The following is a 26,322-nucleotide window of genomic DNA, read 5'->3' on the forward strand; positions in this document are numbered from 1 at the left end:
GTGGACAACCTCCGCGGACGTCGGTGCTGGGGAGGAGACGGCGACCACGCGCGTACGATGGAGGGCATGGACTCGTACTGGACCGCCGTCGCGTGGTCGCTCCTGCCGACCGTCGTCGTGCTGGGGCTGTTCGTGTTCGTCCTGCGCTCGATCCTGCGGATGGATCGCACCGAGCGTCGCGTCTACACCGAGGTCGAGAACGAAGAGCGCGCCAAGCGCGGATTGCCGCCCGTCGGCGCGGGCGAGGAGGCGCGCGTCGCGGCATCCCCGGCGGGCGCGACCGCCGACGCGCCGCCGACGACCTGAGTCGGAGATAGTCGCTACGCTGGGCGGAGTCCGACAGCGGGGAGAGCGACGTGGACCAGACCGGATGGACCCTCGCCTGGGTGATCCTGGTCTTCGTGACCGATGTGACGGTCCGCATCCTCGCGGTGATCATCGTCCCGCGCAACCGTCGCCCGACCGCGGCCATGGCGTGGCTGCTCGCCATCTACTTCATCCCGCTGATCGGCGTCTTCCTCTTCTTGATGATCGGCAATCCGCGCCTGCCGCGCAAGCGCCGCAAGAAGCAGCAGCAGATCAACGACTACATCCGCACCACCAGCCACGGGCTCGACCTCGGCACGCTGCGCCCCGACCCGCCGCTCTGGTTCGCTCAGCTCGTACGGCTCAACCGCAACCTCGGGGCGATGCCGCTCTCGGGTGAGAACGACGCGACGCTCATCTCCGGATACGAGGAGAGCATCGAGGAGATGGCCGCCGCCGTCCGCGAGGCGACGAGCTACGTGCACGTCGAGTTCTACATCCTGCAGTGCGACGCCACCACCGAGGTCTTCTTCGACGCCCTCGAGGACGCCATCGAGCGGGGCGTGGTGGTGCGGGTGCTGCTGGACCACTGGGCCAACCGGGGCAAGCCCTTCTACGCCGAGACCTGTCGCCGGCTCGACGCCATGGGTGCGACGTGGCACCTGATGCTGCCGGTGCAGCCGCTGCGCGGCAAGTACCAGCGGCCCGATCTGCGCAACCACCGCAAGCTCCTCGTCGTCGACGGGCACACCGCCTTCATGGGCTCGCAGAACGTCACCGACTCCACCTACAACCTCCGCAAGAACATCAAGCGCGGCCTGCACTGGGTCGACATGATGGCGCGACTGGACGGGCCGGTCGTGGCATCCGTCAACGCCGTCTTCCTGAGCGATTGGTACAGCGAGACGGATGAGATCGTCGAAGGGATCGAGCTCTTCGACGTGCGCACCGGCGGCGGAGACCTCGACTGCCAGGTCATCCCGTCTGGCCCGGGATTCGAGTTCCAGAACAACCTCAAGCTGTTCATGACGCTGCTCTTCGCCGCGCGCGAGAAGATCATCATCGTCTCGCCCTACTTCGTGCCCGACGAAGGACTGCTGCTCGCGATCCAGACGGCGTGCCAGCGGGGCGTCCACGTCGAGCTGTTCGTCTCGGAAGAGGGCGACCAGGCGATGGTCTACCACGCGCAGCGCAGCTACTACGAGGCCCTGCTGCGCGGGGGAGTGAAGATCTGGATGTACGAGAAGCCGTTCATCCTCCACTCCAAGTCGATGTCGATCGACGACGAGGTCGCCGTCATCGGGTCGAGCAACATGGACATGCGCAGCTTCGGCCTCAACCTGGAGATCTCGCTGCTCGTGCGCGGCGAGGACTTCGTCGGCCAGCTGCGCGCCGTCGAGGACGAGTACCGCGCGCTCAGCCGCGAACTGACGCTCGACGAGTGGATGAAGCAGCCGCTGCGCTCGACGGTGCTCGACAACCTCGCGCGCCTCACCTCCGCCCTGCAGTGAGGCGCGCGGCAGTCGTTATCCGGTCGTGACCGCCCTCACGGGACGGGTTCAGAACGCTCCGCCAGGATGGTGCCATGACGTCCCGACGCGCGCTCGCCCTGTCCGCCATCGCGATCTCGGGGGCGCTCGCGCTCGCCGGCTGCGCATCCGGCTCCACCTCGCCCGCGGCGACGCCCGCGGCGAGCGGCGACGCGAGCGCGCTGGAGGTCTCGGCCGGCTGGCTCGACGGGGGCCGCGCCGTGGCTGTCGTCACCCAGGGCTCGTCCAGCTGTGTGCCGACGGCCTCCGCGGTCGACCTCCAGGCCGACGGCTCCGTCGCCGTCACCCTCGACAACCCCACCGGCGATGTCGTCTGCACCGCCGATTACGCGCCCCGCGCGAGCCTCGTCTCCCTGCCGGCCGGTGTGGACGCCACGCAGAAGATCGCCCTCACGGTGTCCCTCGACGGGGGAGCGCCCGGCGAGACCGTGCTGTCCCCGTACGCCGGACCCGAGGTGGCCGACTATGCGCCTTCGGCGGGCTGGGTCGGCGACGGGATGCTGGCCATCCTCACGTGGGGCTCGTCCTCGTGCGCGCCGACCGTGAAGGATGCCGTCGCCGGCCAGACCGACATCGCGGTGACCTTCGCCGACCTGCCGGACGGTCAGCCCTGCACGATGGACATGGCGCCGCGCGTCGCCCTCGCGCACGTCGACGGCGCGACCGCGGCATCCGGCATGACCGCGACGCTCTCCGGCGGCGACGCGCAGTTCGCGACCCCGGTCACCATCCCCATCGCAGGCTGAGCCGAGCCCGCGGATCGTCTCGGTCCGCTCGGTGGCGGCGGGGCCTTCGTCGGACGGACCCGCCTCGCTCGTGCGGGCGGCGGGCCGAGCGGATGCCGCGGCGGTGCGCCGACGGCGAACACGGGCATACCGGCATTCGCTGATCGTTACCCTCGACGTAAGCGCACCAGAAGACGTGCGCCGGAGGAGTGTCGACGAATGTTCGAGAGATTCACGGACCGTGCCCGTCGTGTGGTCGTTCTCGCCCAAGAAGAGGCGAAGATGCTCAACCACAACTACATCGGCACCGAGCACATCCTGCTCGGTCTCATCCACGAGGGCGAGGGCGTCGCCGCCAAGGCGCTCGAGAGCCTGGGGATCTCGCTGGACGCCGTCCGCGAGCAGGTCCAGGACATCATCGGCCAGGGTCAGCAGCAGCCGACCGGCCACATCCCCTTCACGCCGCGCGCGAAGAAGGTGCTGGAGCTGAGCCTGCGCGAGGCGCTGCAGCTCGGCCACAACTACATCGGCACCGAGCACATCCTGCTCGGCCTCATCCGCGAGGGTGAGGGCGTCGCCGCCCAGGTGCTCGTCAAGCTCGGCGCCGACCTCAACAAGGTGCGCCAGCAGGTCATCCAGCTGCTCAGCGGCTACCAGGGCAAGGAGCCCGCGGGCGTCGCCGCCGGTGCCGGCGAGCAGAACCAGCAGGCCGCCCAGGGCGGCTCGGCGGTGCTCGACCAGTTCGGCCGCAACCTCACGCAGGCCGCGCGCGACAACAAGCTCGACCCCGTGATCGGACGTGAGAAGGAGATCGAGCGGGTCATGCAGATCCTCTCGCGCCGCTCGAAGAACAACCCCGTCCTCATCGGTGAGCCCGGCGTCGGCAAGACCGCCGTCGTGGAGGGCCTCGCGCAGGCGATCGTGAAGAACGACGTGCCCGAGACCCTGAAGGACAAGCAGGTCTACTCGCTCGACCTCGGCTCGCTCATCGCCGGTTCCCGCTACCGCGGCGACTTCGAGGAGCGCCTGAAGAAGGTCACCAAGGAGATCCGCACCCGCGGCGACATCATCGTCTTCATCGACGAGATCCACACCCTCGTGGGTGCGGGTGCCGCCGAGGGCGCTATCGACGCCGCCTCGATCCTCAAGCCGCTGCTCGCCCGAGGCGAGCTGCAGACGATCGGTGCGACGACCCTCGACGAGTACCGCAAGCACTTCGAGAAGGATGCCGCGCTCGAGCGCCGGTTCCAGCCGATCCAGGTGGCCGAGCCGAGCCTGCCCCACGCGATCAACATCCTGAAGGGGCTGCGCGACCGCTACGAGGCGCACCACAAGGTGCAGATCACCGACGGCGCGATCGTCGCGGCGGCGAACCTCGCCGACCGTTACATCAGCGACCGCTTCCTGCCCGACAAGGCCATCGACCTGATCGACGAGGCCGGCGCCCGCCTGCGCCTGTCGATCCTGTCGAGCCCGCCGGAGCTGCGCGAGTTCGACGAGAAGATCGCCAAGGTCCGCGAAGACAAAGAGACCGCCAGCGAGGAGCAGGACTTCGAGAAGGCCGCGGCCCTCCGCGACGAGGAGAAGTCCCTGCTCGCCGAGCGTCTGCGCCTCGAGAAGCAGTGGCGCAGCGGCGACGTCGCCAGCCACGCGGTGGTCGACGAGGGTCTGATCGCCGAGGTGCTGGCGCAGGCCACCGGCATCCCGGTGTTCAAGCTCACCGAGGAGGAGACCAGCCGTCTCGTCTTCATGGAGAAGGCGCTGCACCAGCGGGTCATCGGCCAGGAGGAGGCGATCGCCGCGCTCAGCCGCACGATCCGCCGCCAGCGTGCCGGGCTCAAGGACCCGAAGCGTCCCAGCGGCTCGTTCATCTTCGCCGGCCCCACGGGCGTCGGGAAGACCGAGCTCGCCAAGGCGCTCGCCGAGTTCCTGTTCGACGACGAGGGCGCGCTGATCTCGCTCGACATGAGCGAGTTCGGTGAGAAGCACACCGTCTCGCGGCTGTTCGGTGCCCCTCCGGGGTTCGTCGGCTTCGAAGAGGGCGGCCAGCTCACCGAGAAGGTGCGCCGCAAGCCGTTCTCGGTCGTGCTCTTCGACGAGATCGAGAAGGCGCACCCCGACATCTTCAACTCGCTGCTGCAGATCCTCGAAGAGGGTCGCCTGACCGACGGTCAGGGCCGCGTCGTCGACTTCAAGAACACGGTCATCATCATGACCACCAACCTCGGTTCGTCGGCGATCGCCGGCGGCCCGGTCGGGTTCCAGGTCGAGGGCAACGCGCAGACGACGTACGAGCGGATGAAGGGCAAGGTCGACGAGGAGCTGAAGCGCCACTTCAAGCCCGAGTTCCTCAACCGCGTCGACGACGTCATCGTCTTCCCGCAGCTCAACAAGGACGAGCTCCGTCAGATCGTGGGCCTGTTCACGAAGCGGCTGAGCGAGCGTCTGCTCGACCGCGACATGACGGTCGAGCTGTCGGACGCCGCGAAGGACCGCCTCATCGAGATCGGGTTCGACCCGACGCTCGGTGCCCGGCCGCTGCGCCGCGCCATGCAGCGCGAGGTCGAGGACCAGCTGTCCGAGCGGATCCTGCACGGTGAGCTCAACCCCGGCGACCACGTCAAGGTGGATGCCGAGAACGGCAAGTTCCTGTTCGAGCACGGCCCGCGCGGCGAGAAGGTCGCGGTCGGCGTCGGCGCGGCGGGAGCCATCGAGGCCACCCCGGACATCGTCGCCGGAGGCTGACCCGGATCGAACGTCACCCGGAGGGGCGGATGCTGCGGCATCCGCCCCTCCGGCGTGTGCGGCGGGGGTGTGGGCGTTTCGACTCGGCGCTGCGCGCCTCGCTCAACGACCGGGGGCGGGGTGGGGGCGTTTCGACTCGGCGCTGCGCGCCTCGCTCAACGACCGGCGGCGGGGCCGGGGGGTGGGAGCCCGGGCCCTAACTCCTCCACACCGACCGTCTCAGGCGTCGAGGGCACCGCTTTTCGGGGTGCGACCGGGCCGCTGGAGGAGTTCGGGACCGCCGCCCGCTCCCGCGGCGGCGGTGGGCCAGGGGCGAACGCCTAACGCCCGGCGCGGAAGCGGCGCGCTTCCGCGACCAGGGCCGCGAAGAGGCGCCGGTCGGCGGCATCCTCCTCCGGATGCCACTGCACCGCGACGAACCACGACCCGTCGGCGGCCTCGATCGCCTGGGGCAGCCCGTCGTCGCTGCGCGCCGTCACGGTCAGGCCGTCGCCGACCCGGTCGATGCCCTGGTGGTGGTAGCTGCGCACCGCGATGTCGCCGGCGCCGACGACGGCGGCTAGGCGGGAGCCCGCGGAGACCGTCGCGGTGTTGAGGGCGAAGACGCCCCCGCCCAGCTGGTACCGATCCGTGCCGAGGACATCGGGCAGGTGCTGGTGCAGCGTCCCGCCGAAGGCGACGTTGCCGAGCTGCAGCCCGCGGCAGATGCCGAACACCGGGATGCCGCGGCGACGCGCCCCGGCCAGCAGCGCGAGCTCCCACGCGTCGCGGTCGCGGCGCGGCTCGTCGGTCTCGGGGTGCGGTTCGGCCCCGTAGAGCGCGGGGTCGACGTCGAGACCCCCGGTGAGCACGAGGCCGTCGAGGCCGTCGAGGATCGCCTCCGCCGCGGCATCCGGCTCGATCTGCGGTGTGAGCAGCACGCCCGCGCCGCCGACGGCGGTGACCGCGTCGAGGTACACGTGCGGCAGGAACGCGGCCCGAACGTCCCACACGCCCTGCTGGGCGCGCTCCAGGTAGGTGGTCAGTCCGATGACCGGTCGTCCGCTTCCCATCGCCGAGCTCACGCGGCGCCGTCCGAGACCGCGAGCGGCGCGACGTCGACCGAGACGCGCAGCGTGGAGTTCTTCGCCTTCGTGAAGATGATGCCGCGCACCGGCGACACGTCACCGTAGTCGCGGCCCCACGCGACCGTGACGTACCGGTCGTTCGCCCACTGGTCGTTCGTCGGATCGATCGCGAGCCACTGGTCGGTGCCGGGCAGCCACACGGCCAGCCAGGCGTGCGAGGCATCCGCACCGAACACGCGCTCCTTGCCGGGCGGCGGCTGCGTCGCGAGGTACCCGGAGACGTAGCGCGCCGCGACGCCGTGGGACCGCAGGCATGCCAGCGCGACGTGCGCGAAGTCCTGACAGACGCCCGCGCGGGCGCGCATCGCATCGCCGACCGTGCTGGTGACGGTGGTCGCCGTCTTGTCGTAGTCGAAGTCGCGGTAGATCCGTCGCATGAGGTCGGTGGCGGCCTCGCCGATCGGACGACCGGGCGTCAGCGAGGCGGCGCCGTAGGCGGCGGCCTCGGCCTCGTGCCGCACCCGCGGCGACTCGAGGGCGTACTCGACGGCCCGCCAGGCCTCGGGCAGGTGCGGGTTCTGCAGGGGCCGGGCGTCCTCCCACGGCCGCGCGAGGGCATCGGCGTCGTAGGCGGGCTCATGCACGGTGACATCGCTGGATGCCGTGATGGTGAGCTCATCGTGCGGGTCGGTGAGGTGGAAGTAGGTGGCGGAGTTGCCGAAGGCATCGGTATCGGGCGCGATGTCTCCCGGCGCCGGGTCGACCTCGACGCGCGCCGACGACACCTGCTGCCACGGCAGCTCGCGGGGAACGAGGTGGAACTGCCCGACGCTGTCCTGCACCGGCTTGCCGTAGGCGTACGCCGTGCGGTGCCACACGCGGTACTGCATCATGCGCGGCTCTCCATCAGTTCGACCAGGGACAGGTCGGTCATCGCCACGGCCGGCGGGCCGCTCTCGAAGTGCAGGTGGGTGACGGCATCCGAGAGCTGTTCGAGCTGCGCCGTGACGCCCGCGAGGAAGTCGACCAGCACCTCGCGACGGCCCCCCTCGATCGCGCCCAGCGCCCCGACGTCGGCGGCGGTCAGCTCGGTCTCGAGGTGGTCGAGCAGACGCTCCGCGCGCGTCGAGCCGGTGGATGCCGGCATGGCGGCCAGATGCTCGCGCAGCCGGGCCAGGGCGAAGGCGAGGGAGCGGGGATTGCTGTGGTCCAGCAGCAGGAGATCGAGCACGTCGGCGGCGCGCATCGAGCCGCGGTAGCGTCGACGATGCGTCACGACGCTCTCGGCCGCCAGCAGCACCGCCTCCAGCACGCTGCGCGCCGCGCGCGGGCCGTGCCGGTCGGCGAGGGCCGTCGACAGCAGCTCCGACAGCTGCAGACCGCGCTCCAGGAAGCGACCCGCCTCGATCATGTGCCAGCCCGTGTCGCGGATCATGTTCGCCGTGATGCCGTACAGCGACAGCATCGCCGACAGCATCCGGCCGCCCGACTCCGCCGTCCGGTGCGGGTGGGCCGATCCCCGCAGGGCCCGCGTCGCCCGATCGATCGTCGCGAACACGCGCCACGTGTCGCCCGACAGCTGGTCGCGCACGCCCTCCATCGCCTCGCGCAACCGGGCGATCGAGTGGGCCGCCGATCCCGGGCGCCGCGCGTCGAGGAGCAGGGAACGGAACTCCGCCTCGGGATCGAGCGACCGCATGCCGGCGAGCCGTCCCAGCACGTCGAGCAGGACGCGCGGGCTCTCGGCGAGAGCGCCCGATGCGTAGGCTCCCGGCTGGTCGAGCTCGGTCTGCGCGGTGAGCAGCAGACGCAGGAGGTCTTCCGTGCGTTCGGCGTACCGGCCGATCCAGAACATGTCGGCGTGGGCGCGGGGCGCGAGCGGCGGGATGCTGCGCGCCGTCGGACCGGGGGCGATCTCCGCCAGGTTCTGGTCGGGATCGTCCTCCGCCGCCTTCAGCACCCAGACGTCCTTCGTCCGCAGCGGGCCGTCGGGGCTCTCCCGGACGGTCGCGAGGCCGCCGACCAGCGGACGGTAGGCCGAGCCGTACCGCAGCGCGAACGCGCGCAGCGTGAGCGGCAACGCTCCGATGCGCGCGCCCTGGCCGTCGGCGCCGGACGCCCAGACGGGCGTCTGCGACAGCGGGAGCAGATCCTGCCCGACGAAGCGGTGCGGAGCGGCCTCGACGCGTCGGGCGAGCTCGTCGGCCGGCAGGTCGCTGAAGACCTTGCGCGGCTCGTCGATGGTCCGGACGATCAGTTCCGGGTCGCCGTCGCGCAGGCGCGCGAGCACGGCGTCGAGCGCCTGGGGCTCGCCGCACCACACGGTCGGCACCGCGGGGATGCGCAGCTGCTCGCCGAGCAGGTGCTCACACGCGGCCGGGAGATACGGCAGCAGGCCCGGGTTCTCGAGCACGCCCGCACCGAGCCCGTTCACGAGCCGCACGCGGCCGCGGCGCACGGCCTCCGTCAGCCCGGCGACACCGAGTCGCGAGTCGCCGCGCAGCTCCAGGGGGTCGCACCACGCGGCATCCACTCGGCGGATGATGACATCGATGCGGTCGGTCGGGCGCGTGCGCGGCCAGCCCGCCGGCTTCATCCACACGTACCCGTCCCGCACGACGAGGTCGTTGCCCTGCACCAGCGGGAAGCCGAGGGCGGTCGCGAGGAAGGCCTGGTCGAACGCGGTCTCGCTCAGGGTTCCCGGGGAGAGGATGACGACGCGGGGGTCTTCGACCTCGTCCGCCACCGACGACAGCAGCGCCGCCCGCAGGGCGGAGAAGTACGGGTCGATGCGGTGCAGACTCCCCTCCTGGAAGAGGTCGGGGAGCACCTGTGAGATGACGCGGCGGTTCTCCGCCGCGAATCCCAGCCCGGACGGTGCCTGCACGCGGTCGGCGAGCACATGCCAGTCGCCGTGACCGTCACGGCCCAGATCGGTGGCGGCGAGCAGGAGCGGATGCGGGTCGACGGCGCTCGCCCGCGCCAGCGGACGGGTGAAACCCGAGTGGCCGAACACCACGGCCGACGGCACGATGCCCTCCCGCAGGAGGGACTGCTCGCCGTACAGATCCACCAGCACGGCGTTCAGCAGCTCGGCGCGCTGGGCGAGGCCGACCTCGAGCGGCGACCAGCCGGCGGCGTCGAGCACGAACGGCACGGCATCCAGCTGCCAGGGCTGCGGGCCGGACTCGCCGCGCAGATACGAGACGCCGTCATCGGCGAGGAAGCGCACGATCTCGCCGTCGACGCGGTGGAGATCGTCGGCGGTGAGGCTGAGCGCGTGGGCTGCCAGCGCCTTCCAGCCGGGGCGCAGGGCGCCCTCGGCATCGACGAACTCGTCGTAGCGGAACGTCTCCGGCGGTGCCGACAGGGGCAGCGTCGGCTGCGACACCGTCGCGGCATAGTCGCGCAACACACTCACGGCGAAGTCCCCTCCCGGCTCCAGCGTAGGGGGCAATACAGTGGGTCGGTGACCCTTCCCGCCCCCTCCGACCCGGCCCGGCCGCCGCGACCGGTCGTCCGCCCCGCTCGGACCTCCGACGTCCGCGGCATCCTGGACCTGCTGGAGCCCTGGGTGCAGCGCCGCATCCTGCTCGGCAAGGAGATCGTCACCCTCTTCGAATCGGTGCAGGAGTTCGTCGTCGCGGAGATCGGCGACGAGCTGATCGGGTGCGGTGCGCTGCACGTCATGTGGGAGGACCTCGGCGAGATCCGCACCCTGATCGTCGCGGAGGAGTGGCTGCACCACGGCGTCGGCGGCGCGATCGTCACGCAGCTCGAACAGCGCGCTCGGGAGCTCGGTCTCACGCGACTGTTCTGCCTCACCTTCGAGGTGGACTTCTTCACCCGCCGCGGATTCGCCCCCATCGGCGAGCAGGTCGTCGACCCCGACGTGTACTCGCAGCTGCTGCGCAGCCCCGACGAGGGTGTCGCGGAATTCCTGGATCTCGCGCACGTCAAGCCGAACACGCTCGGCAACACGCGGATGCTGAAGAACCTCTGACCCCCCGCGCGCCACGTCGAGGGCGGGGGATGCCGCGGCCTAGCCTGGAAGGGTGAGCACCCCGACGCGTCGCACACGACGACCCAGCCCCGCCGTGTACCGGCGGCGCCGGCTCGTGGCCGTGCTGATCCTGATCGCCGTGGTGGCCGCCGTCGTGCTGGCGTTCTGGCAGCCGTGGCGGGGGAGCGGAGAGCCGGCGGCATCCCCGTCGGCGACACCGAGCGCCTCGCCCAGCGCGCTCGTCACCTCCCCGGCTCCGGAGACTCCGCCCGCGGATGCCGCGACATCCGAGGAGCCCGCACCGGCGCCCGACCCCTCGGCGAGCACCCCGGCCGTCGCGGCCTGCTCGACGGCGGACATCTCGGTGCAGGCCGTCACCGACCAGGACGTCTACGCGTCGGGCGAGCAGCCGAAGCTGTCGATCACGCTCTCCAACACGACCGCGGTGCCCTGCTTGATCAATGTCGGCACGGCGACGCAGTCGTTCGTGATCACGAGCGGGAGCGACACCTGGTGGCGCTCGACCGACTGTCAGTCGGAGTCCAGCGACCAGGTCGTGCAGCTCGCCGGCGGGCAGACGGTGTCGAGCGTCAGTCCGCTGCAGTGGGATCGCACGCGGTCGTCCGTCGACACGTGCGGGTCGTCCCGACCCCAGGCGGCGGCCGGCTACTACCACCTGTCAGTGTCCATCGGAGGCATCCAGGCCGCCGACACGAAGATGTTCGAACTGCGCTGACGATATCTAGATACTGATATATCTCTGAGTCTGAGAGATTTCTCACGTTCCTCGGTGCCGCCACCGAAGTGAGCGAGGTTACCCTTGTCTCAGCTCTCGGTGCGAGCCGCCGTCGCCCCCAACGACGGTCGCCGCGTCACCCCCAATGACCGGCATCTCCGGCACGAACGCCCGACGAGCTCAGGCCCTCTCGATCCCCCCAGCCCCCAATGTGGGGATCGAGAGGGCCCCTCCTTTCTGGCGACCGGTGACACCCTCGTATGCTGGACGGATGGCCGGCAAGAAGCGCGCGAAGCCCCCGCTCGAGTTCCGCAACACGCAGCTCGCCGACGCCCTGCAGACCCAGGACATGGCCGCCCTCGCCTTCGCACTGCGCCACGGTCCCACCGTGGCGCCGCTCATGCGGCCGGGCCAGCGCGACGACCCCCGCGACAGCGGCGAGGTCTGGACGTACCGCGACCCGAACACGGGCGATGTCGCATTACTCCTGTTCAGCGACGCCGCGAACAAACCCGAAGCGCTGCCGCCCGCGGTCGCACTGCAGTCGCCCGCGTGGCTGCGCGCGTTCCTGGCCGCGCACCGGGAGGAGATCACGACCGTCTTCTTCGACATCGTCGGCCCGCATCCGATGCAGGCCGCGCCCGGCGACCTTCTGGCGGCCCTCGACCTGGGCGCCTGACCGCGGCTTCGCCGCCTCTGGTCGTTGAGCGGCTTCGCGACCCCCGGTCGTTGAGCGAGCGGAGCTGTCCCCCCCCCGGTCGTTGAGCGAGCGGAGCGAGTCGAAACGCGGTGGTTCGGCGTTTCGACTCGGTCGCTGCGCGTCCTCGCTCAACGACCGGGTGTTGGGGGTGCGGTGGTGCCGCCCCGGTCGTTGAGCGAGCGGAGCGCGTCGAAACGCGGTGGTTCGGCGTTTCGACTCGGTCGCTGCGCGCCCTCGCTCAACGACCGGGTGTTGGGGGTGCGGTGGTTCTGCCCCCGGTCGTTGAGCGAGCGGAGCGCGTCGAAACGCGGTGGTTCGGCGTTTCGACTCGGTCGCTGCGCGTCCTCGCTCAACGACCGGGGGGGGGAGGGGGAGGATCAGAAGTCGGGCTGGTCGCCCGGCTCGACCGGATGCCGCTGCGTCAGATCGCGCAGGGCTCCGCGCAGATCGCGGGATGCCGTGTCGATCACCGACCGATACCCGACCCGGTTCGCCTCCGACCGGCGCTGCTCGTGGGCGGTCACGGCGCGGACCTCGCCCGCGAGGCTCAGCTCGCCGATCGCGACGAGGCCCTTCGGCGTCGCCCGGCCGGTGACGGCGCTCGCCACCGCCAGCGCGATGGCGAGGTCGGCCGCGGGCTCGACCAGCCGCACCCCGCCGACGGTGGAGACGTAGACGTCCTGGTCGGACACGCGGATGCCGGCCCGCTTCTCGAGCACCGCGGGCACCATCGCCACGCGGGCGCCGTCGACGCCGCTCACGATGCGCCGCGGGTTCGGCCCCGACCCGGGCAGGGTCAGCGCCTGCACCTCGACGGGCAGGGCGCGCCGCCCCTCCATCGCGATCGTGACGCAGGTCCCCGGTTCGCGGGAGCCGTGACCGAGGAAGAGCGCGCTGGGGTCGGGTACCTCGGCGATGCCGCGGCTGGTCTGCTCGAAGCATCCGACCTCGTCGGTCGCGCCGAAACGGTTCTTGAGGGCGCGGACGAACCGCAGCGCCGTCTGCCGATCACCTTCGAAGTGGCAGACGACGTCGACGAGGTGCTCGAGCACGCGCGGCCCGGCGACCTGACCGTCTTTGGTGACGTGTCCGACGATGATGACCGGGAGATCGCGCTCCTTGGCGACGCGGATGAGCGTCGAGGCGACCTCTCGCACCTGGCTCGGATGTCCGGGCGCCCCGTCGACGAGACTCGAGGCGACGGTCTGCACCGAGTCCACGATGAGCAGTTCGGGCCGGGTCTCGTCGACGTGACCGAGGATCGTGGCGAGATCGGTCTCACTGGCGAGGTAGAGCTCGTCGTGCAGCGCGCCCGTGCGCTCCGCGCGAAGCCGCACCTGCCCGAGCGACTCCTCCGCGCTGACGTAGAGCACGCGTCGTCCTGCGCGCGCGGTCTGCGCGGCGACCTCGAGCAGCAGGGTCGACTTGCCGACCCCCGGCTCGCCGGACAGCAGGATCGCCGCCCCCGGCACGAGCCCCCCGCCGAGCACGCGGTCGAACTCGCCGATGCCCGTCGTGCGCCGGGGTGTCTCGCGCGTGTCGATCGAGGTGATGGGGCGTGCCGCGCGCGTCGGCGCGAGCGGCGCCACCGCGTGGACGGGCGTGGACGACACGGCCTCGACGACCGTGCCCCACTGCTGGCACTCGCCGCAGCGCCCCACCCACTTGGCACTCGTCCAGCCGCACTCCGTGCAGCGGAACGCGCTCGTGGTCGCGGTGCGCTTGGATGCCATGCGTTCAGGCTAGTCGCGGCATCCGACAGCGCACGCGCGGCGGCTGCCCCGCCGGCACCCGCGACTCAGCGCAGCGAGTCGGCGACCTCGCGGAGGGCGTCCGCCGAGCGGCGGAACAGTCCGAGCTCGTGGTCGGAGAACGACGTCTCGCGGATCGGCACCGCGCCGGCGGCCGAGACGACCGCGGGCACCGAGAGGGCGACCCCGCTGACGCCGTGGAAGTCGTCGAGCACCGCCGAGACGGGCATGACCGCGTGCTCATCGTCGAGGATCGCCTCGACGATGCGCGCACTCGACAGCCCGATGGCGTAATTGGTCGCGCCCTTGCCCTGGATGACCTTGTACGCGGCATCCCGCACGTCGACGGCGATCTGGTCGAGCTCCTCGACCGTGAACTTCGGCTGGCCGTCGAGCGGCTGCCAGTCGAGGATCGGGACGGTGCCGATCGTGGCGTGCGACCACAGCGGGAACTCGGTGTCGCCGTGCTCGCCCACGATGTAGGCGTGCACGCTCGAGATCGACACGCCCGCCCGCTGGGCGATCTTCCAGCGCAGGCGGGAGGTGTCGAGCACGGTGCCGGAGGCGAAGATGCGCTCGTAGGGCAGCCCGGTGGTCTCCTGCGCGAGCACGGTCAGCACGTCGCAGGGGTTCGTGACGATGACGAACGTCGCGTCGGGGGCGACGTCGAGCAGCTGCGGCATCATCGACTTGAGGATGTTGGCGTTCACGCCGGCCAGCTCGATACGCGTCTGGCCGGGCTTCTGCTTGGCGCCCGCGGTGATGACGACGACGTGCGAACCCTTGGCGACCGAGATGTCGGCGCCGCCGATGATGTCGCTCGACCCCGTGAACTGCGCGCCGTGCGCCAGATCGAGCACCTCGGCCTCGGTCTTCTCCGCCGCGATGTCGTACAGGGCGACGTGGCGGGCCGAGCCGCGGATGAGGGCCGCATAGGCGACGGACGATCCGACCGCGCCGGCGCCGACGACGGTGAGTTTCGAGTTCTCGATCACGCTCATGGCCCCAGTCTGACAGGCGGGGGATGCCGAGGCCACCGCGGCCGCGTCGGCGGTGGGGTGCCGGGACCGGCGCGGCCCTTGCGGGCGGCTGTCGAGCGGCGGACGATGGGCGGCATGACGGATGCCCCGGCCCTGCCCCCTGTCGTCGACGCCGACACCTGGCGACGCGAACTCGATGCCCTCCGCGTACGCGAGAAGGCCGCCACCCGCGAGCTCGACGCGATCGCCGCGCAGCGACGCCGGCTGCCGATGGTCGAGCTGCCGGACTACGTGCTCGAAGGGCCCGACGGCCCCGTGCGACTCGCGGACGTCTTCGGCGACAAGCCGCAGCTGATCGTCTACAGCCACATGTGGGCGGACGGGAAGCAGTGGCAGTGTCCGGGCTGCACGAGCTGGACGGCCCAGTTCACGCGACTCGAGTTCCTCGACGACTACGACGCGCGGTTCGTCATCGTGACGCAGGGGCCGATCGACGAGGCGCTCGCCTACCGGGAGCGCGTCGGCAACCGCATGGACTGGTACTCCACGGCGCACAGCCCGTTCGGAGCCGACATGGGGGCGCCGCCCGATGCGGGGTTCGCCGTCAACGTGTTCCTGCGCGACGGCGACACGGTCTACCGCACCTGGCACACCGACGGTCGCGGTACGGAGCAGCTCGGGCACCTCCACGGGCTCGTCGACGTGCTGCCGTACGGGCGTCAGGAGGCCTGGGAGGATTCGCCGCACGGGTGGCCGCAGCATCCGACGTACGAGGGCGGTATCGGCTCTCCCGGTATCGCGGCGCTCTACGGGCCGGGAGGATCGGCCGCGGGCTGATCCCGTCCGGCGGAGGACGGGTTGCGGATGCCGCCGAGCGCGACGAGGCCGCCGACGACGAGGAGCGCGGCCGTCGTGATCGCCGCGCGGTGGAAGCCCGCGAGATCGAGGGTTCCGCCCGTGATGGCCGCCAGTGCGGCGATCGGGAGGAGTCCCGCGACGCGGGCGACGGCGTTGTTGACGGCCGAGGCGATGCCGGAGCGGTCGGGGTCGGTCGCGCCGAGGATCGTGGACGTCAGCGGCGACACCGTGAGCGCGAGTCCCAGACCGAACACGATCATCCCCGGCAGCACCTGCCACCAGTAGTCGAAGTCGTCGGCGACGAGGAGCAGGAGCAGGGCGCCGCCGGCCATGATCAGCGGGCCCGCGGTCATGAACAGCCGAGGTCCCCACCGGCCGACGAGGGCGCCGATGCGTGCGCTCAAGGCGATCATGAGCAGTGTCGTCGGCAGGCTCGCGAGTCCGGCGAGGGTGGCGCTGAGACCCGCGCCCTGCTGCAGATAGATCGCGAGCACGAAGCCGTTGAGCGACAGGGCGGCATAGATGAAGAGAGTCGAGAGGTTTCCCGCGGAGAAGTTGCGGCTGCGGAAGAGGTCGAGGGGCAGGATCGGATCGGGAACGTGACGCTGGCGCCACACGAACCCGGTGAGCAGGACGAGCCCGGCGAGCCCCGGCATCCAGATCGCCGGTGAGGTCCAGCCGAGGTGGGGCTGCTCGATGAGCGCGAACACCGCCGCGCCGAGGCCGAGGGTGCACATGATCGCCCCGAGCACATCGACGTGGGCGCCGGCGCGGCGCTCGTCGCGGTGGGCGAGTCGGGTGAGCAGCCACAGGGCGACGGCGATGGGCAGGAGGTTGATCCCGAACGCCCATCGCCACGAGGAGTTGTCGACGATCAGCCCTCCGACCAGGGGGCCCACGATCATGGCCGCGGTGGTGGATGCCGTCCAGATGCCGATCGCGCGGGAGCGCAGCGGTTCGTGCATCGTGGCCGTGATGAGGGCGAGAGAGCTCGGGACGAGGAACGCCCCCGCCGCGCCCTGCACCGCGCGCGCCGCGACGAGCAGCTCGGGGGAGGGGGACAGGGCGACGGCGACCGAGGCGATGCCGAAGCCGATGAGGCCGATGCGCAGCACGAGGATGCGACCGAACGCGTCGCTGACGGCGCCCGCGACGAGGATGAGCGCGCCGAGGGTGACCAGATACGCGTCGACGGTCCACTGCTGCGTGGACAGGCCGCCGCCCAGGTCGCGCGCGATGGCCGGGAGGGCGACGTTGACGATGGTGCCGTCGAGGAACGCCACGAACGAGCCGAGGATCGCGATCGCCAGCACCAGGCGCTGCGGGGGGCTCAGCTTGTCTGTCACGGTGTCCGCTCGGTCATGTCCTCACGCTAGGGCGCGGCACGGACATCGAGAAGGGGGTGGACAGGGCCGCTCGGGATGCCGCGGCCGTCGCCGGCCACACCCACCGCCTCGTTTCCGAGGAGATGACGCGATCTGAGGAGCTTTCCGGTCGCCGGGCTCCTCGGCATCCGACATCTCCTCGGTTCGCGGCGCCCCGCGGAGTGTCGTAAGCTATACGGCGGTGACGTGTCCGAGCGGCCGAAGGTGCAACTCTCGAAAAGTTGTGTAGGGTAACCCCCTACCGTGGGTTCAAATCCCACCGTCACCGCCAGAAAACCCCCGTTTATCGGGGGTTTTTCTTTGCCTCGGTGGCCGCGTGGGTAAGAACGTGTTCCCGAACGTTGCCGAACGTGCCGACAAGGCACGTAAGAATCACGCCGGTGGTGCCGCAGGCACTCTCGTCGACCTTCCGGCGCAGCTGGTCAAACAGTCAGGTCCGGGAGCGCACGCCGACCGCTACGCGTCTTCGGGTCATGCCCCCGAGAAATCGCCTCGAAATCCCGGCGTTCTGACTTGACGACGGAGGGCCCGTCCACGTCCACGGTCGTGGACGGGCCCTTGCGCGAAGAGCCGGTGGGCTACTTCTGGATGAACGCGAGGATGTCTGGATTGATGACGTCTGGGTGGATGGTGAGCATGCCGTGCGGGTAGCCGGGGTACATCTTCAGCTCCGAGTTGCTGAGCAGCTCGTCCTGCTTGATGGCAGCGTCCTTGTACGGGACGACCTGGTCGTCGTCGCCCTGGAGCACCAGGACCGGGACGGAGATGGCCTTGAGGTCCTCGGTCTGGTCGGTCTCCGAGAACGCCTTGATGCCCTCGTAGTGCGCGAGCGCGCTGCCGGTCATGCCCTGACGCCACCAGTTCGCGATGACGGGCTCGGAGACAGTCGCACCCTCACGGTTGAAGCCGTAGAACGGACCGGAGGCGACGGCCTGGAAGAACTCCGCACGGTTGGCGGCGAGTGCGCTGCGGAAGCCGTCGAAGACGGAGATGGGGGTGCCCTCCGGGTTCGATTCGGTCTGCACCATGAGCGGGGGAACGGAAGACACGAGCACCGCCTTGGCTACGCGGCCCTGAGGCTCGCCGTACTTGGCGACGTAGCGGGCGACCTGGCCGCCACCGGTCGAGTGACCGATGTGGACGGCGTTGCGGAGGTCGAGGTGCTCGACGACCGCGTTGACGTCGCTCGCGTAGTGATCCATGTCGTGGCCGACGCTGGTCTGCGAGGAGCGTCCGTGGCCGCGGCGGTCGCTGGCGATGACGCGGTAGCCCTTCGAGAGGAAGAAGAGCATCTGGGCATCCCAGTCGTCCGCCGAAAGCGGCCAGCCGTGGTGGAAGAAGATGGGCTGGGCGTCGCGGTCGCCCCAGTCCTTGAAATAGATCTCGGTACCGTCGTCCGTGGTCACAAAGGGCATAGCTGATCTCCGTGGTTCGTGGTGGGGGCGCAGCGTCCAGCTGCAGGTGATTGCTCGCCTCTCCGTGGAGCGCAAGCGCGTTCACGATAAGCCGGGGCGCCGCCCTGCCTTCTCCTACTTCCGTCCAGACAGTCGCGACTCACGTCGCACGGACTGGATGGTGATACTCGTAACGGTGGCGGTGGCGGTGGCGGTGGCATCGAGCTGACGTTTTCGGCTCGCTCTCGCGGGCGTGCGCCCACACGATGCCGGCGCGTGTCCGGGCGTTGAGGGTCGGTGCGGGTGCGCGGGACGTATGCGAGCATCTCAGCGGTCGCCAGGTTCTGCTCCTTTGCAGACGTGCGCAGGCAGATGGTGGTGAACGGCGGCCCTGTGGCGCACGAATCGTGTAGGCCGAGCCCCTGACTACGGAGTAGGTGCGTTCTGAGCGGGGTCGACAGGACCGCGGACGGTGGTTGCAGCGATGAACAGCACTACGAGCGCGACTACCGCGGCGACGATGGAGGAGCCCGCCCACACGGCGTCCAGCGCGAAGCCAAGGCCACCACCACCGGCGAATGCGACGAGCACGAGAAGGTAGGCGCCGGCTGGTCGGATGTGCGGCTGCCCATCGTCGTCGATGCCGCGTCCGACGGCACGCCCGGTGAGGCTAGCGGCCATCTGGAGCACGAACGTCACCGCGACGTTGCCGTAGAGCATGCCGGTCTCACGATGGAAGGCGTTGCCCTGGACGCCAGCGATGAAACTGATGGCCCACGCGATCCACCAGGCGTTGGTGCCAGGGAGTGAGCTCACGGCGGCGAGAACTCCGAGCACCACTACCTCGAAGATCAGGACCTCAGCCGAGTACGCCCGCCGTTCCCTGCCTCGCCATAGCACGTAGAGACTGCAGAGGAACGCGCCAAGCGCGAAGGCGAGCACGGATGCCGCCGCAGACCACGCCCTCGAATGGTCGGAGTCCACGAGGAAGTAGCCGATAGAGACGAGATTTCCTGACTGCACGGTGGCGAACGTGCCCACTGTGCCGAAGGTCCACGCGTTGAGCAGGCCAGCGACCAAAGCGAGCGTGATGGCGGCCGGCGCGGTCTCCAAGAGCGGGAACCGGCGGTGGGTACTGGGTGTCGACATCAGACCTCTCCGTTCGGGGCGTGGTCCATGGAAGCCGCCGCCTCCAGCCCCCGGCTTAGACGGGAGTCGAATCTCTTCGGTCCCTGGTCGAAGCGCATCACCGGATCCGTGGATGAGACTCCGAGGACCGTTCCAGACCGATGAAGGAGCACCCATGGACTCGGACGACACCGCCGCACCGCACCACGAGACGCCGACCTTCGGCAACCCCGACCTGCCGCAAGAGGGGGAGGTGAACACCCTCACCCGGCCGCAGAGCACGAAAATGACCGGCCCCCAAAACGAGGCCATCGAGTCGCAGTTCCCGAACCAGATTCACGCGCCAGCGACCGACATCTCCACGCAGCCGTTTTTCTGGTCCTCCTTCAACATCTCGCCTCGGCGGGTGCAGAAGGGCGGGTGGGCGCGGGAGCTCACCAAGCAGGACTTCCACATCTCCGATGAGATCGCCGGCGTCAACATGTACCTCGAGCCCGGCGGCATTCGAGAGCTGCACTGGCACCAGACCGCCGAGTGGGCGGTCATGACGCGGGGCAAGGCCCGCGTCACGACGCTCAGCCGGTCGGGGCTTCCCGCCGTCGAGGACGTCGAAGAGGGCGACCTCTGGTTCTTCCCCGCCGGCACTCCGCACTCGCTGCAGGGCCTCGGACCCAATGGCGCGGAGTTCGTGCTTGCGTTCGACGACGGCGAACAGTCCGAGTCCAACACGCTGCTCCTGACCGACTGGTTCGCGCACACCCCGCCCGAGGTCCTCGCGAAGAACTTCGGCGTCGCGCAGGAGGTCTTCTCCGACATACCCCTCCATAACCTCTGGATCTTCCCGGGCGAGGAGCCGCCCGCGCTTGAAGTGGATCAGGCCGCGGCGGGTGTCGAGTGGGGCATGGAGCCGGTCATCTTCCGACTGTCCCGCTCGAAGCCGCTGTATCAGAACACGGGCGGTAGCATCCAGATCGCCGACTCGACGAACTACGCGTACTCGAACACCGTTGCTGCGGCGCTCGTGACCGTGGAGCCGGGCTCGATGCGGGAGCTGCACTGGCACCCGAACGCTGACGAGTGGCAGTACTACCTGCGCGGCTCCGCCCGGATGACCGTCTTCAACACCGGTCCACACGCGAACACGACGGATTTTCGCGCCGGTGATGTCGGAGTGGTCCGCAAGAACTTCGGGCACTACATCGAGAACACGGGCGACGACGTGCTGCAGTTTCTCGAGGTGTTCCGCACCGACAAGTACGAGGAGATCTCGCTCGCAAACTGGCTGTCGCACGTGCCGCCGCAGCTCGTATCCGCTCACCTCAACATCGACCCGACCGTCCTTGCGACCTTCCCGCGTGGCGCACAGGGAATCACGCCGCTGCGCTGACGGTCCGCCAAGGAGAGCGGCGTGGGTTTCGGGCACCCACGCCGCTCTGCGTTTTCGTCCTATCAGGTAGGCGTTGCGGCTATGCCTTCGCGGATCGGCGAGCACGCCTGTACACGGCTACAGCAAGCAGTACCGCCAAGGCGACTGCCGCCCCGACAAGGGTGTCGATGAGGCGAGTTCCCGTAGACGCGGCGAGTTGACCGGGCATGCCCCCGGAAACCAACAGCAGCGCCATGGGGGTCACGAGCATCAGAGCCAGCATGAGGTTCCGCCGCAAGAAGAGCACGAACCCGAAGACCAGCACACCGACAACCGCAATGAGGAGAAAGCCCTCCGGCGCCCACACGAGGAAGAGCAGCGCGATACCCGCGCCCACGGTCGTGCCGACGACACGTTGGGTCAGACGGACGGTACCGGCATAGAGGTCGGAGTCCTTCTGGAGAATGCCAATCACAGCGAGAAGAACCCATGCGACGTGGTGAAGGCCAAGGGAGTAACTGACCGTCGCGGAGATGACGACGGCCACCACAAGGCGCAGGAGGATGCGCTGCGACTCCGGCGTCATCGCGTACGACCACGCGGCCTTCTGAGGCCGCGTCGCATCCCGGCGGCGTCCTGATGCGGTCAGAAGCGGAGCGACCACCACCGCGTATCCACATGCGGCACCCAGAGCCACCATCCCGATGATGACACCCGGCGGCAGACCCATTCCGCCCTGCTGCGGAGAGGATGCGAGCTGAGCTGCGGCGCCGGCGCTCAGAACGGGGAAGATCGCGCCCGGCGGCCCAACCCCCGTGGTCAGACTCAGCCACGAGCAGACCAGCGCCACAGCACAGATGGCGACCAGGCTGGCAACGAGGTTCGTCCCAGCCACCAGGCCCACGACCACTGCACCCAGGAAAGCGGCGGCGACAATGGGGAGTTTCACGGCTCGTTCTCGGCGGCTACGGTCAGAGAGGTACAAGACGATGAGCGCCCCGAATGTCGCGAGGAGCCCCAGCTGCAGCTGCCCCACGAACAGGAACGCGGTCGGGAGCAACGTCATCGCAAGCGCCGCCTGCACGGCTGCTACCCAGGAGCCCGGCGATGGGTGGAACGCCACGACATCTGTGAGCGTCACGTGCAGCGAATGCCGACTCGTTGATTCTGGGTGTGGATCCGCGGACGTCATCGGTGTCGCGGCCTCGAGCCCGGCCCCTGGACGAGAACTCCGATGGCAGCCACCACGACGATGACCGCCGCGTAGATGATGACAGCCGTGCTCAAGCCGAGGGGCGCGATGAGGAATCCTGCGGCGATGGCAGGTACGCCGAATGCGAGATAGTTCACGACGTAGATCGCGGAGAAGACTTCGGCCCGCTCATGAGCACGTGCGTGTGGGATGACCAGCCCGACCGCTCCCGCGAAAGCCATCCCGAACCCTGCGCCGCTGACGACCGTGCCCACGATGAGCAGGGCGGTGGTCGAACTCTGCACGGCGACGATGTTGCAGAGCATTCCGACGGCGATGAGAAGCGCGCCGGTCAGCGATCCGGTCTTCGCGCGGAGCCGCTGGCTCAGGGCGACGCTCAGTGCACCGACACCGGAGAGTCCCGCGATGAGCACACTGTCGGTGAACTCGTCGTGCAGCCCGAAGATCTCGCGGGCTGCTTCACCGACGACGGACAGGTAGAAGCCACCCGCCATCCACACTGCACATGCGATGGGCACGGCCCGCCAGAATGCCGTGCGCGCGGCCGCGGGAACCGCGACCCGAGGAAGGAGGCTGCGACGCGCACCCGGCCGACGGGTGGAGGACTCGCGCATGACACCGACTGTGGGCAGGGCGAGGGCGCACAGGATGACGAAGGAAACGAAGACGGTGGACTTCGGGACAGGGGCGTATTCGGCGACGGCGCCCACGAACACCGCGCCACATGCGAGACCCGCGAGTGGTGCGACGCTGCCAAGAGTGGACGTCAGCCGCACCCGCCTCTCGCCGGCGAAGTCGGCGATGGCCGCGGAGAGCGCGCCTGTTGCTGCGCCGGTCGCCAGTCCCTGCGCGGTCCGTGCCGCGACAAAGGTTCCGATGTCGTCGGCATAGAGGAACAGAAGCATCGCAATGAGCTCGACCACAGTCGCCGCGAGGATGACCGGCCGGCGGCCGACGAAGTCCGAGAGTCGTCCCACGAACAGGAGCGCAACAAGGATGGCGAGTGCATAGATCGCGAACGCAAAGGTCAGCAGCCAGGGTGCGAACTTCCATTGTTCCAGCAGCGACGGGAGAAGCGGTGAGGGTGCGGCAGCCGCGGCGAAGTAGATGAAGAGCACGCCTGTCGTCGCGACCAGACCATAAGTCGTCCCCACACGATGCGCGGGGTGGGCTTTGCCGGCGGCAGTGTTTTGAGCGATGACGGCTCTCCTTCTTGCGGTGACAGCAGCGGTGGGATCGTGGACGACGGCGCCTAGGGGGTCGGAATGCGTCCCCAGGAGAGCTCGCTGTGGAACGTTCGGCCGTCCGCGCCGGTTCGCGGGGACGCGCTGATGACGAGCTGATCCTTCTCGACCATCACATGGCGGACCTGATCGCCGGTCTGCCAGTTGGTGAACAGCGCGACGTCGACGTGGTGGACGACGGTGTCGCTGTCCGGCTCGATGGTGAAGGGCCCGGCGTAGGCGATGAAAGGCCGCGCCATGTTCACCAGTTCGGCGTCGCTGGCTGCTTGTGCATCGGAGCTCGTACTTGCGGGCCGGTCCATGCTGCCCAAAACCGCCGAGACGATGCCGTTGGGGCTGTAGGAGAGGTAGCCGTCGGCGTTCGGTCCGAACTCTGGGCGTCGCTCTCCGTCCTCGAACACTTCGATGACGCTGACAAGCCGCCACGCGCCGACGAGGTCGGTCAGTGAGAGGGTCATGTCCTCTTCTCCTGTCGCTTGTGCGGCGTGATGGTGTGCGCGATTTCCATGAGGTGCTGGACGTCGACGGTCTGGGCGAGCGCGTCTGCGGCGTGCAGGACCTCTTGGTCGTACTGCGTGAGGCGGGTGCGGTGCTGTTGGAGGTGCTCCTGCCAGCTGCCGACGGCGAAGACTTCGACGAGAACCTGCTCGTCCTCCCTGTCCTCGTACAGGCCCCAGGTGCGTGCGCCGGTCCGTCGTCGACTGCGCTCCACGAGGGAGGAGTGCGCGATGAACTTCGCACGGTCCTCCTCGCCCACCGTCCACCGCACTGTCACCAGAGTTGCGCGGTCGCCCTTAATGTGGGCGTCAGCCTCCGCCGTCATCAGCGGCAGCGCGACTGACGTGCGTCGCATGTCCGTGGTGTCAACGAGCGGCCAGATGAGCTGGGTGGTCGCGGCGACAACGGTGACTGCGCCAGCGATGGCGCAGGTGACCACCGCGCCCGTCCACCCAGCGACCACGCCGCTCATCACGCCGCCCGCCGCCATGGAGCCGTAGAGCACCATCTGATAGATCGACAGCCCGCGCGAGCGTACCCAGACCGGCAGGAACGTCTGCACGGTCCCGTTGAGGGTCGCCACGACCCCGATCCAGGAAGCGCCCGCGACAGCGAGGAGCGGCAGGGTGAGGAAGATGTTCGGAGATGCGGCGACTCCGACGGTGGCCAGTCCGAACAGCACTGAGCAGGCGAAGACTGTTCGGTTCACGCCCATGCGATGAAACCACGCCATCAGGAAGGCTGCGGTGATGGAGCCGGCGCCGAGGCCCGCCAAAAGGAGCCCGTAGTCGACCGAGTCGAGGTCGAGACGGTCCGTCGCGATGAGCGGCAGGAGCGCGTAGAGGACACTGCCGGGGACGACGAAGAGTCCCAAACGGACGTAGATCCTCTTGACGACAGCTGAGTTGGAGACATATCTGACGCCGGCGCGAGCGGCGTCGGTGAAATGCTCGGGCTCGTGGGGGCTGGGCACGTACTTGCGCCAGAAGATGAGGACGAACAGGAACGCTGTGTAGGACGCGACGTTCACCGCGAAGACGAATCCCACACCGTACGCGGACAGCAGGACGCCCGCGATGGCAGGTCCTATGGCCCGGGCGGTGTTGATGGAGATCGCGCTCAGCGACGCGGCCATCGGGATCATCGGCCGCGGCACGATCTCGGTGGCGAGTGCTTGATAGGCGGGCAGTTGCACCGCCGTCGCGGCACCGAGGAGAAGCGTGATGCCCAGCAGCAAGTAGGAGGTGAGCTGGCCGGTGACGGTGAGCCAGACGAGCGCGCCGCTGATGATGACTTGAAGCGCCTGCATCCAGATCAGCAGCCATCGTCGGTTGAGGAGTTCGCCGAGCACCCCGGCGGGGATGCCGAGGAGGAGGACAGGTGCGGCGGAGGCGGTCTGGATGAGAGCGATGAGCAGTGGCGAGGTGTGCTGCTCTACGAGGAACCATTGGGCGCCGACCGTCTGCATCCATGTACCGATGTTGCTTACGAGCGCGGTGAGCCAGAGCGCCCGGTAGATGGGGACGGTGAGCGGCGCCCACACGTGCACCGGGGCGCCGTCTAGGAGAGGCCCGGAATCCGCGCCGGGCGGCTGCTCATCATCCACCTTTGATGCGGTCATCGTCGGTTGGCGTCGGTTTCGAGGACAACGGTGCCGATGGCGTCGCCGGACTCGAGGCGCCGATGCGCGGCGGCCGCCTCAGCCAACGGGAAGACTGAGTCCACGACCGCGCGGACCCGTCCCGCCTCGATGAGGGGGAACACATCGCGAACGACCCCCGCCGTGATGCGGGACTTCTGGTCGGCGGGTCGGGCGCGCAGGAGCGTCGCGGAAAGGCTCGCGCGCCGCGACATCAGCTCCCACAGGTCCAGGCGGGTGGATGATGCGGACCCGCCGATGGTGACGAGGTGACCGTCGGGGGCGAGGCACGCAATGTTCCTCGCGAGGTATGGAGCTCCGATGATGTCCAGAATCGCGTCTACACCCCGCCCATCGGTGTGCGAGAGGATCTCTCTCACGAAGTCCTGCGTGCGGTAGTTGATAGCAACATCAGCGCCCAGATTGAAGATGGCGTCGGTCTTGTCGGCCGATCCGCCGGTGCTGAGCACGCGCGCGCCGATGGCCTTCGCCCACTGCACTGCGAACGAGCCGATGCCGCCCGCTCCACCGTGGATGAGCACGCTCTGCCCTTCGCGCAGCCCGACGATCATGCCGAGGTTCGAATAGACCGTGCACGCCACTTCGGGTAGTGCCGCTGCTTCGACCATGGTGAGGCCGCGTGGCACGGGCATCACCTGAACGGCGGGCACGACGACTTCTTCCGAGTACCCTCCGCCGGCGAGCAGAGCGGAGACCCGGTCGCCGAAATGCCACGTGTCGACGCCTTCACCGACGGCGGAGATGATCCCGGCGCACTCCAGACCCAGACCGGGCGGGGCGTCAGGTGGCACGGGATACTGACCCCGCCGTTCGAGAAGGTCCGCGTTGTTCACGCCCGCCGCGTGCACTGTGATGCGGACTTCGCCGGGCCCAGGCTCAGCGAGGGGGACGGGGACAAGGCGCATGACGTCAGGCGCTCCGGGGTGCGTGAAGCGGACGGCTGATGTCATGACTTTCTCCTGGTCATCAATGACGAATGACCGGGGGCGGCAAAATGCTCACCCCCGGCCTTT

22 protein-coding genes and 1 tRNA gene are annotated in these 26,322 nt (G+C 69.4%); 10 read left to right on the forward strand and 13 right to left on the reverse strand.

The annotated features are described in order from the left end of the window. The first annotated feature begins 66 nt into the window (after positions 1 to 66). The 4 genes from MHO01S_RS05235 (at position 67) to MHO01S_RS05250 (ending at position 5,326) form a co-directional block, all read left to right on the forward strand. Positions 67 to 306 (forward strand): hypothetical protein, encoded by a 240-nt coding sequence (locus MHO01S_RS05235; RefSeq protein WP_060960551.1) that lies wholly within the window; start codon positions 67 to 69, stop codon positions 304 to 306. 50 nt (positions 307 to 356) lie between these two features. Further along, positions 357 to 1,817 carry a cardiolipin synthase gene (gene cls / locus MHO01S_RS05240; protein WP_060960552.1) on the forward strand — a complete coding sequence of 487 codons (1,461 nt, stop codon included), beginning with the start codon at positions 357 to 359 and terminating at the stop codon, positions 1,815 to 1,817. A 74-nt stretch (positions 1,818 to 1,891) separates the two neighbouring features. After that, the gene (locus tag MHO01S_RS05245) at positions 1,892 to 2,602 is read left to right on the forward strand and encodes a hypothetical protein (protein ID WP_061781948.1); all 711 of its coding nucleotides are present in this window, start codon (positions 1,892 to 1,894) and stop codon (positions 2,600 to 2,602) included. A gap of 198 nt (positions 2,603 to 2,800) precedes the next feature. Continuing rightward, positions 2,801 to 5,326, forward strand: a complete 2,526-nt coding sequence (locus tag MHO01S_RS05250) for an ATP-dependent Clp protease ATP-binding subunit (protein WP_060960554.1) — start codon at positions 2,801 to 2,803, stop codon at positions 5,324 to 5,326. Positions 5,327 to 5,646: 320 nt separating this feature from the next. Here the strand turns inward: MHO01S_RS05250 and MHO01S_RS05255 are convergent, their stop codons facing one another. Genes MHO01S_RS05255 through MHO01S_RS05265 form a run of 3 tightly spaced genes read right to left on the reverse strand, consistent with a single transcriptional unit; the run spans position 5,647 to position 9,814 of the window. Then, a complete protein-coding gene (locus tag MHO01S_RS05255; RefSeq protein WP_061781962.1) occupies positions 5,647 to 6,378 on the reverse strand; it encodes a gamma-glutamyl-gamma-aminobutyrate hydrolase family protein in 732 nt (243 codons plus the stop codon). An 8-nt stretch (positions 6,379 to 6,386) separates the two neighbouring features. Continuing rightward, positions 6,387 to 7,286 carry a transglutaminase family protein gene (locus MHO01S_RS05260; protein WP_060960555.1) on the reverse strand — a complete coding sequence of 300 codons (900 nt, stop codon included), beginning with the start codon at positions 7,284 to 7,286 and terminating at the stop codon, positions 6,387 to 6,389. Beyond that, positions 7,283 to 9,814, reverse strand: a complete 2,532-nt coding sequence (locus MHO01S_RS05265) for a circularly permuted type 2 ATP-grasp protein (RefSeq protein WP_060960556.1) — start codon at positions 9,812 to 9,814, stop codon at positions 7,283 to 7,285. Before MHO01S_RS05265 ends, MHO01S_RS05260 begins: the two co-directional genes overlap by 4 nt. A gap of 48 nt (positions 9,815 to 9,862) precedes the next feature. Between MHO01S_RS05265 and MHO01S_RS05270 the strand changes: the two genes are divergently transcribed. From MHO01S_RS05270 to MHO01S_RS05280, 3 genes are all read left to right on the forward strand, one after another. Beyond that, positions 9,863 to 10,396, forward strand: a complete 534-nt coding sequence (locus MHO01S_RS05270) for an amino-acid N-acetyltransferase (protein ID WP_060960557.1) — start codon at positions 9,863 to 9,865, stop codon at positions 10,394 to 10,396. 52 nt (positions 10,397 to 10,448) lie between these two features. Next, entirely contained in the window at positions 10,449 to 11,132 is a 684-nt protein-coding gene (locus MHO01S_RS05275; protein WP_218016046.1) for a hypothetical protein, read from the forward strand. A gap of 271 nt (positions 11,133 to 11,403) precedes the next feature. Beyond that, positions 11,404 to 11,811: a hypothetical protein gene (locus tag MHO01S_RS05280; RefSeq protein WP_060960558.1), complete on the forward strand. Its 408-nt coding sequence runs from the start codon at positions 11,404 to 11,406 to the stop codon at positions 11,809 to 11,811. A 398-nt stretch (positions 11,812 to 12,209) separates the two neighbouring features. Here the strand turns inward: MHO01S_RS05280 and radA are convergent, their stop codons facing one another. Together radA and MHO01S_RS05290 are read right to left on the reverse strand one after the other, a co-directional pair. After that, the gene (gene radA / locus MHO01S_RS05285; RefSeq protein WP_060960559.1) at positions 12,210 to 13,565 is read right to left on the reverse strand and encodes a DNA repair protein RadA; all 1,356 of its coding nucleotides are present in this window, start codon (positions 13,563 to 13,565) and stop codon (positions 12,210 to 12,212) included. 65 nt (positions 13,566 to 13,630) lie between these two features. Continuing rightward, positions 13,631 to 14,584, reverse strand: coding sequence for an L-lactate dehydrogenase (locus MHO01S_RS05290; RefSeq protein WP_060960560.1), 954 nt, complete (start codon positions 14,582 to 14,584; stop codon positions 13,631 to 13,633). A gap of 114 nt (positions 14,585 to 14,698) precedes the next feature. On the opposite strand from MHO01S_RS05290, the gene MHO01S_RS05295 reads away from it, so the two are divergent. Beyond that, entirely contained in the window at positions 14,699 to 15,400 is a 702-nt protein-coding gene (locus tag MHO01S_RS05295; protein ID WP_060960561.1) for a DUF899 domain-containing protein, read from the forward strand. Here MHO01S_RS05295 and MHO01S_RS05300 read toward each other — a convergent pair. Then, a complete protein-coding gene (locus tag MHO01S_RS05300; RefSeq protein WP_060960562.1) occupies positions 15,370 to 16,767 on the reverse strand; it encodes an MFS transporter in 1,398 nt (465 codons plus the stop codon). The genes MHO01S_RS05295 and MHO01S_RS05300 overlap by 31 nt on opposite strands. Before the next feature lie 219 nt (positions 16,768 to 16,986). Between MHO01S_RS05300 and MHO01S_RS05305 the strand changes: the two genes are divergently transcribed. Next, positions 16,987 to 17,077, forward strand: a tRNA-Ser gene (locus MHO01S_RS05305). Positions 17,078 to 17,384: 307 nt separating this feature from the next. Here the strand turns inward: MHO01S_RS05305 and MHO01S_RS05310 are convergent. Continuing rightward, the gene (locus MHO01S_RS05310) at positions 17,385 to 18,221 is read right to left on the reverse strand and encodes an alpha/beta fold hydrolase (RefSeq protein WP_060960563.1); all 837 of its coding nucleotides are present in this window, start codon (positions 18,219 to 18,221) and stop codon (positions 17,385 to 17,387) included. 405 nt (positions 18,222 to 18,626) lie between these two features. Then, positions 18,627 to 19,349 (reverse strand): YoaK family protein, encoded by a 723-nt coding sequence (locus tag MHO01S_RS05315; RefSeq protein WP_060960564.1) that lies wholly within the window; start codon positions 19,347 to 19,349, stop codon positions 18,627 to 18,629. 154 nt (positions 19,350 to 19,503) lie between these two features. Between MHO01S_RS05315 and MHO01S_RS05320 the strand changes: the two genes are divergently transcribed. Next, positions 19,504 to 20,715: a cupin domain-containing protein gene (locus tag MHO01S_RS05320; protein ID WP_060960565.1), complete on the forward strand. Its 1,212-nt coding sequence runs from the start codon at positions 19,504 to 19,506 to the stop codon at positions 20,713 to 20,715. A gap of 79 nt (positions 20,716 to 20,794) precedes the next feature. On the opposite strand, the gene MHO01S_RS05325 is transcribed toward MHO01S_RS05320, so the two are convergent. The 5 genes from MHO01S_RS05325 to MHO01S_RS05345 all read right to left on the reverse strand — a co-directional run bounded on the left by MHO01S_RS05325 (position 20,795) and on the right by MHO01S_RS05345 (position 26,259). Beyond that, complete coding sequence (locus MHO01S_RS05325) at positions 20,795 to 21,835, reverse strand: FUSC family protein (RefSeq protein ID WP_060960566.1); 1,041 nt, start codon at positions 21,833 to 21,835, stop codon at positions 20,795 to 20,797. 47 nt (positions 21,836 to 21,882) lie between these two features. Next, the gene (locus tag MHO01S_RS05330) at positions 21,883 to 23,061 is read right to left on the reverse strand and encodes an MFS transporter (protein WP_167626510.1); all 1,179 of its coding nucleotides are present in this window, start codon (positions 23,059 to 23,061) and stop codon (positions 21,883 to 21,885) included. Between the two features lie 98 nt (positions 23,062 to 23,159). After that, on the reverse strand, positions 23,160 to 23,609 hold the full coding sequence (locus MHO01S_RS05335) for a lipocalin-like domain-containing protein (RefSeq protein ID WP_060960568.1): 450 nt from the start codon (positions 23,607 to 23,609) through the stop codon (positions 23,160 to 23,162). Continuing rightward, on the reverse strand, positions 23,606 to 25,270 hold the full coding sequence (locus tag MHO01S_RS05340; protein WP_082734243.1) for an MFS transporter: 1,665 nt from the start codon (positions 25,268 to 25,270) through the stop codon (positions 23,606 to 23,608). The genes MHO01S_RS05335 and MHO01S_RS05340 overlap by 4 nt, the downstream gene beginning before the upstream one ends. Next, positions 25,267 to 26,259, reverse strand: coding sequence for an NAD(P)H-quinone oxidoreductase (locus tag MHO01S_RS05345; RefSeq protein WP_060960570.1), 993 nt, complete (start codon positions 26,257 to 26,259; stop codon positions 25,267 to 25,269). Before MHO01S_RS05345 ends, MHO01S_RS05340 begins: the two co-directional genes overlap by 4 nt. Between the last annotated feature and the right edge of the window lie 63 nt (positions 26,260 to 26,322).

Source organism: Microbacterium hominis NBRC 15708 (assembly GCF_001592125.1).
Lineage (GTDB): Bacteria > Actinomycetota > Actinomycetes > Actinomycetales > Microbacteriaceae > Microbacterium > Microbacterium hominis.